General features: G+C 62.9%; 7 protein-coding genes (1 of these 7 cut by a window edge). 4 read left to right on the forward strand and 3 right to left on the reverse strand.

Features of this window, described 5'->3' with window-relative positions; genetic code table 11:
• Nucleotides 1–92 precede the first annotated feature (92 nt).
• Nucleotides 93–785: a DUF4167 domain-containing protein gene (locus IZ6_RS02345; RefSeq protein ID WP_420825564.1), complete on the forward strand. Its 693-nt coding sequence runs from the start codon at nt 93–95 to the stop codon at nt 783–785.
• A 67-nt stretch (nt 786–852) separates the two neighbouring features.
• The gene (locus tag IZ6_RS02350) at nt 853–1,434 is read left to right on the forward strand and encodes a hypothetical protein (protein WP_222876422.1); all 582 of its coding nucleotides are present in this window, start codon (nt 853–855) and stop codon (nt 1,432–1,434) included.
• On the opposite strand, the gene IZ6_RS02355 is transcribed toward IZ6_RS02350, so the two are convergent.
• Nucleotides 1,427–2,179, reverse strand: coding sequence for an MOSC domain-containing protein (locus IZ6_RS02355; RefSeq protein WP_222876423.1), 753 nt, complete (start codon nt 2,177–2,179; stop codon nt 1,427–1,429). The two genes, IZ6_RS02350 and IZ6_RS02355, sit on opposite strands and share 8 nt — an antisense overlap.
• Before the next feature lie 203 nt (nt 2,180–2,382).
• Between IZ6_RS02355 and clpB the strand changes: the two genes are divergently transcribed.
• The gene (gene clpB, locus IZ6_RS02360) at nt 2,383–5,013 is read left to right on the forward strand and encodes an ATP-dependent chaperone ClpB (RefSeq protein ID WP_222876424.1); all 2,631 of its coding nucleotides are present in this window, start codon (nt 2,383–2,385) and stop codon (nt 5,011–5,013) included.
• Nucleotides 5,010–5,420: a group III truncated hemoglobin gene (locus IZ6_RS02365; protein ID WP_222876425.1), complete on the forward strand. Its 411-nt coding sequence runs from the start codon at nt 5,010–5,012 to the stop codon at nt 5,418–5,420. Before clpB ends, IZ6_RS02365 begins: the two co-directional genes overlap by 4 nt.
• Here IZ6_RS02365 and IZ6_RS02370 read toward each other — a convergent pair.
• Nucleotides 5,417–5,743, reverse strand: a complete 327-nt coding sequence (locus tag IZ6_RS02370) for a hypothetical protein (protein ID WP_225873978.1) — start codon at nt 5,741–5,743, stop codon at nt 5,417–5,419. The genes IZ6_RS02365 and IZ6_RS02370 overlap by 4 nt on opposite strands.
• Before the next feature lie 56 nt (nt 5,744–5,799).
• Nucleotides 5,800–6,770: the 3' portion of a M23 family metallopeptidase gene (locus tag IZ6_RS02375; protein ID WP_222876426.1), read on the reverse strand. The gene runs 991 nt beyond the window's last position; 971 of the gene's 1,962 nt are visible here — the last part of the coding sequence; the start codon falls outside the window, past its right edge; it ends in the stop codon at nt 5,800–5,802.

The raw sequence follows: 6,770 nt of genomic DNA on the forward strand, positions 1-6,770 counted from the left end.
GCGACACGCTATCCGTTCGTCGGGACCACGGGGCTTTTAAGAGGCAAGATCAGAGAGCCATGAGGCAAGGTCAGCAGCATCAGCAGAAGCGCATGCGCGGTCGTAATAATAACAACCGCAAAGGCCCGAACCCACTCAGCCGTAGCTATGAGTCGAACGGCCCGGATGTAAAAATCCGCGGTACCGCCGCTCATATCGCCGACAAATACGTGCAGCTCGCGCGCGACGCGACCTCGTCCGGCGATCCCATTTCGGCCGAGAACTATCTCCAGCACGCCGAGCACTATTACCGCATCGTCGCGGCGGCCCAGCCTCAATACCCGCAGAATCAGGGCGGCGGTTTTGTTCGCGCCGACGATGAGTCGCGCGACGAAGACGGCGATGAAGAGGGCGACGGCCAGGCCAATGGCTATGAGGGCGATCAGCAGCCCCGCCAGCAGCAGGGCTACCCGCAGAACGCGCCGCAGCCTTACGCGCAGAATGGCGAAGGCGGCCAGCCGCGCGAACAGCGTGAGCCGCGCGAGCAGCGCTCCTACAACAATCATCAGAACAATGGCGGTGAACCCGGCGGTCTGCCGGCCTTCATCACCGGCGGCCAGGAATATCAGGGCGGCCAGGGTGGTGGCGGTCAGGAGCGCGGCGAAGGCGGCTATAACAATGGCGGCCGCAACCGCAACCGTAACCGCCGCTTCGGCCGCTATGGCCGCAATGGCGGTCCGGGCGAGCAGGGTGCAGGCGAAGGCGGCGGCCCGAGCGCCGAGCCGGAAATCGCACCCGGCGAATAAGATTTAAGCGCAGCTTAGAAAAAGCGCGGCATTCCGGTGCCGCGCTTTTTGTTTGAGGGGACGGGAATTGAAAAGATTTCTGCTCGCGCTCGCAGCACTCGCGCTGCTGTTCGGTCTTGTCTCCGCGCCGTTCTACATCTTCGCGAAAATCGCTTCCGAAGAGATTCAGCGCCGCCGTCTCAGCGAAGCCGAGCATAACAGCCTCAAGCACGGCTTTGCCGCCGCCGAACTCTATGCGCGCCTGCGCCCGATCCTCGGCGCCGACACGGCAGAGAATGTCACGGTGTGGACCGGCGAGACGGTCGAGCGCATCGAGCAGATCGTGAACCACGAGACCGATGTGGCGCGCGAGGTCTACAAGGACCTCTACAACAATCTCTACGGCGTGGAGGCCGCGCGCTGGATGGAAACCGCCGGCGGATCGTCCGATGTCGAGTCGCGGTTAAAGCTTTTGGGCTGGCTTGCCGAAACCAATGCGCTGGCCGATTGGGCGGAAGACAAACGTATCCCCGACAGCCTGCCCTGGACGCCCGATATCGATGCGGCGATTGCAGCGTCCCGCGCCGACCGTGCGCGTCTCGAAGCGCAGTTCCGCGCCTGGCTGACGGCGCACCGCCGCGACATCGCCGCCGATCTTTCCCTTAAATAAGCTTGAGCTCGTCGCCTTCGGAAATGCGGCCGGGCGTCATCACCTCGGCATAGATGCCGCAATCGAGATCGCCGCGCTCGTTCTTGATCGTGCCCATGATGTCGAGATCGCGCACGCCGCGCACCGGATCGACATGCGTGGCGAGACAGCGCTGGATCGTCTTGCGCACTTTGAACTTGGCCTCGCCGATCTGAAATTCGCGACCGACCCAGGTCGCCTCGATCCACGGTTCCATGCCGGCCAGATGCACATTGCCGCGAAAGCGGATCGGATCGACAGGCGCGCCGAGAACGCGTCCGAGATCTTCTGCGCTGGCGAGATTGATGAAGGACACGACCTTCTTCGCGACATCCGAAAAACTGTGGCCGGGCGAGGAGAGGACGCGCAGAGCGCCGCGTGCCTCATCGTCCATGAAATCGGCAAGGAAAGCTTCGATCGCGGCGCGGCCGTCTGCGGTCGACAGATCGCCGGAAACCTTGGCGCCATTGTTCTCGATCGTCAGCGTGCTGGTCGCATCGTCATAATGCGAGGCAAGGCGCGCGAGTTTGGGGTTCTTCATCCAGCAGAGGAACTTGATCTTCGGCATCCAGGACGGCGCCTCGGGATCGAAGCTGGACGGGCCGTTTTCGACGGCAAAGGCGCGGTCGCCGGACAGCGTCTCTCCGGGGCTCAGATCGGCAAAGGGCAGCGTCTCGGCCGAAAGGCCCTTCACCGGATAGCGCTGGAGGCTTTTGACGGAAATCATGGTTATTCACCCAAACCCTGCAAAAATTTCATTCCCGCCGGCCGGGGTCTTTTCCCGAAACCCCGCCGTGCCCATCTAGGCGGCAAAGGGGCCGCCTACCTTTTTAGGGGCCAAGTCGGGAACACCCGACTTGGTGCAGGGGCCCGAGGATCAATTGCCGGAGCCGGGCTTTCTTAAGCCGGAGCCGGAGGAGGGTCGATAGGATGAATGTCGAAAAATATACCGAGCGGGTGCGCGGGTTCCTGCAGTCCGCCCAGGGCCTCGTCCTGCGCGAGGGCCATCAGCAGTTTCTGCCCGAACATATTCTGAAAGTTCTGCTCGACGATCCCGAGGGGCTCGCCGCGGGTCTGATCGATGCCGCCGGCGGCCGCTCGCGCGAGGCTCTGGCCGAAACGGAAGCTGCGCTGAAGAAAGTGCCGAAGGTCGAAGGCGGCACGGGACAGATTTATCTCGCGCCGGCGACGGCGCGCGCTTTCCAGGCCGCGGAAGATCTCGCCGAGAAAGCGGGCGATAATTTCGTCACCGTCGAACGGCTTCTGCTGGCGCTTGCCGCAGACAAGACGTCCGAAGCCGGCAAGGCTCTCGCAAAGGCGGGCGTCACGCCGAAAGCTTTGAACGATGCCGTCAACGAACTTCGCAAAGGCCGCACGGCCGACAGCTCGTCCGCCGAAAACGCCTATGACGCGCTGAAGCGTTATGCGCGCGATCTCACCCAGGCGGCACGCGACGGCAAGGTCGATCCGGTCATCGGCCGTGACGAAGAAATCCGCCGCACCATCCAGGTTCTGGCGCGCCGCACCAAGAACAATCCGGTTCTCATCGGCGAACCAGGCGTCGGCAAGACCGCCATCGTCGAAGGCCTCGCGCAGCGCATCGTCAATGGCGACGTTCCGGAGTCTTTGAAAGACAAGAAGCTTCTGGCGCTTGATCTCGGCGCCTTGATCGCCGGCGCGAAATATCGCGGCGAATTCGAAGAGCGGCTGAAAGCCGTTCTGTCGGAAGTCACCGGCGCTGCCGGCGACATCATTCTCTTCATCGACGAAATGCACACGCTGGTCGGCGCGGGCAAGACGGACGGCGCGATGGATGCGTCGAACCTTCTGAAACCGGCTCTGGCCCGCGGCGAACTGCATTGCGTCGGCGCAACGACGCTCGACGAATACAGAAAGCATGTCGAAAAGGATGCGGCGCTCGCCCGGCGTTTCCAGCCGGTGTTCGTGTCCGAACCGACGGTCGAGGACACGATCTCGATCCTGCGCGGCCTGAAGGAGAAATACGAACTCCATCACGGCGTGCGCATTTCCGACTCGGCGCTGGTGTCAGCCGCGACGCTTTCGAACCGCTACATCACCGACCGTTTCCTGCCCGACAAGGCGATCGACCTTGTCGACGAGGCGGCCTCGCGCCTGCGCATGCAGGTCGACTCGAAACCGGAAGAGCTCGACGAGATCGACCGGCGGCTGATGCAGCTGCGGATCGAACGCGAAGCGCTGAAGAAGGAAAATGACCGGGCGTCGAAATCGCGCCTCGAAAATCTCGAGACCGAAATCGCCGAACTCGATGAGAAGTCGAAAGCGATCACGGCGACCTGGCAGGCCGAAAAGAGCCGGCTCGGCCGCGCGCAGAAGCTAAAGGGCGATCTCGATCAGGCGCGCAGCGACCTCGAACAGGCGCAGCGCAAGGGTGATCTCGCCAGGGCTGGCGAGCTTGCTTATGGCGTGATCCCGGGTCTCGAGCGTGAGATTGCCGAACTCGACAAGGCGGAAAGCCGTGCTCTGGTCGAAGAGGTCGTCACGCCCGATCACATCGCGGGCGTCGTCTCGCGCTGGACCGGCGTTCCGGTCGACAAAATGCTCGAAGGCGAACGCGAGAAGCTTCTGAAGATGGAAGATCAGCTTTCGAAGCGAGTCATCGGTCAGGCCGAAGCGGTGAAAGCCGTCTCGACTGCGGTGCGCCGTGCGCGTGCCGGACTGCAGGATCCGAACCGTCCGATCGGCTCCTTCCTGTTCCTCGGGCCGACCGGCGTCGGCAAGACCGAGCTGACGAAGGCGCTTGCCGATTATCTCTTCGACGACGAGACCGCACTCGTGCGCATCGATATGTCCGAATATATGGAGAAGCACTCCGTGGCCCGGCTCATCGGCGCACCTCCCGGCTATGTCGGCTATGAGGAAGGCGGTTCGCTGACGGAAGCGGTGCGCCGCCGTCCGTACCAGGTCATCCTGTTCGACGAAGTCGAAAAAGCGCATCAGGACGTGTTCAACGTTCTCCTGCAGGTTCTCGACGATGGACGTCTGACCGACGGTCAGGGCCGCACGGTCGATTTCCGCAACACGCTGATCATCATGACGTCCAATCTCGGCGCTGAATTCCTCGCCGATCCGCGCCATCCGATCGGCTTCGGAATCTCCGGCGAAAAGGGCGATCATGTCGTGTCCGATCAGGAGGCCTACAGCCTCGTGATGGATGCGGTGCGCAAGCATTTCCGTCCGGAATTCATCAACCGTATTGACGAAATCGTCGTCTTCCATCGCCTGCAGCGCGATCAGATGGGCTCGATCGTCGATATCCAGATGAAGCGTCTGCAGAAGCTGCTCGACGACCGCAAGATCGTGCTCGATCTCGACGTGTCGGCGCGCAGCTGGCTGTCGGAGAAGGGCTACGATCCCGCTTATGGCGCGCGCCCTTTGAAGCGCGTCATCCAGAAAAACGTTCAGGACAAGCTCGCGGAAGCCATTCTCGCGGGCGACGTTCAGGACGGATCGACGGTGCGGGTCACCGCCGGCCCCGACGGCATTCATATCAACGAGACGGCCAAGAGCGCGGCCGCATGACCGCGCCTTCGGTGACCATCGGTGAGGACGAGATCAAAACTCTCGTCCACACTTTCTACGGCCGCGTCCGCGACGACGATCTGATCGGGCCGATCTTCAATGCGAAGGTCGAAGATTGGCCCGATCATCTGGCAAAACTCTGCGATTTCTGGTCGTCGGTGATTTTGCGCACGCAGCGTTTTACCGGACGGCCCATGCGCGCCCATCTTCTTCTGGGCGATACCATCCAGAGCCATCATTTCGACCGCTGGCTTGATCTGTTCGAAAAGACGGCCAGGGATGTTTTGCCGGCCGATGCGGCGCCGGTCTTCATCCAGCGCGCGCGGCAGATCGCCGACAGTTTCGAATTCGGCCTTGCGACGCAGCGCGGCGACATCGTTGCCCCGCGTCATGTGACGCGCGCTTAGAATCCCAACTTCTTGAGTTCCTCTTCGGCCCACGCGCGGCCGGGCTCACCGCCCCATAAAAGCCAGGCGATATGGCCGGCCGATGGGCGCTCTTTGTTGTTCCAGTCCTTGCCGCGCTTATCGACTTCATGCCGCGCGAAATAGGAGCGGATGCGCTTGAGCTCGGGTACGTCGAGCGGCGTGCGCTTGATGAGGTTTTCCGCCCGCCAGACGCCGATTTCGGTGCCGCCGCGTTTGTGCTGCTTGCGCAGTTCGAGTCCGCGCGCGGCTTCTTTCGCCACGGCTAAAGGCGGTTTGACGGATTTGAAGATTTTTCCGGCCACGGCGATCTTTTCTTTCGATCTCAACAAGACGCCGATGCGGGGCAGGAGGTTCCCGTTCAGCCGCCGCTGCGGCCGGTCTGGGTGAGCTGCGCCTGGCCGCTCCCGTCCCGGCCGACAAGTCCGTCAATGCGTTCGCGTTCGCGCTTGAACTCGGCGAGAGCCGCGCCTTCGATTTCGCGGCCGCGCGGCACCTTGATGCGCATCGGGTTCACGAAGCGGCCGTTGACCAGAACTTCATAGTGGACGTGCGGGCCGGTGGAGAGACCGGTCGAACCGACATAGCCGATGAGCTGGCCCTGACGGACGCGCAGCCCCTCTTTCATGCCCTTGGCAAAGCCCTGCATGTGTCCGTACGCCGTCTCATAGCCGTTGGCGTGCTGGATCTTGACCTGGTTGCCATAGCCGCTGTTGCGCTCGGCAAGTTCGACGACGCCCGAGCCCGCGGCATAGATCGGCGTGCCGCGCGGCGCGGCCCAGTCGACGCCCGTATGCATTTTAGAGTAGCCGAGGATCGGATGGCGGCGCAGGCCAAAGCCCGAGCGCATGACGGCCTGCGCGACCGGCTTGCGCATCAGGAATTTGCGGGCCGAGCGGCCTTCCTCGTCGTAATAGTCGACAGCGCCGTCCTCCGGCGACTGATAGCGGTAATAACGGCGGGATTCGCCGCCGGCCGTGAGCGAGCAGTAGATGACCTCCGGCGGGCCGTCGACCTGGCCGCTGTCGTCGCTGCCGAAGAGAACTTCGAAACTGTCGCCGCCGCCGACCTTGCGCTGGAAATCGGCGTCATAGCCGAAGACTTTGACAAGTTCGTCGATGACGGGCTTCGGCACGCCCTTCGCGAGCGCGGTGCCGTAGAAGCTTTGATAAAGGCTCAGATCGCCGTCGCGCCCGGTCGGGGCGGTGGCGACTTCCTCGCCTTCCTGCGCGATTTCGGGCGCATCGGCGACGGCGACATAGCCGCCGGTATCGGACAGCGCGACGATCGACTCGCTTGAGCCCGAGGCGACGATGACGCGCACCGGCTGCA

Source organism: Terrihabitans soli, assembly GCF_014191545.1.
Lineage (GTDB): Bacteria > Pseudomonadota > Alphaproteobacteria > Rhizobiales > Methylopilaceae > Flaviflagellibacter > Flaviflagellibacter soli.

Coding starts and splice junctions, on each gene's coding strand:
- IZ6_RS02345 (WP_420825564.1), top strand. CDS start 93: ATGCGCGGTCGTAATAATAACAACCGCAAAGGCCCGAACCCACTCAGC.
- IZ6_RS02355 (WP_222876423.1), bottom strand. CDS start 2,179: ATGATTTCCGTCAAAAGCCTCCAGCGCTATCCGGTGAAGGGCCTTTCG.
- clpB (WP_222876424.1), top strand. CDS start 2,383: ATGAATGTCGAAAAATATACCGAGCGGGTGCGCGGGTTCCTGCAGTCC.
- IZ6_RS02365 (WP_222876425.1), top strand. CDS start 5,010: ATGACCGCGCCTTCGGTGACCATCGGTGAGGACGAGATCAAAACTCTC.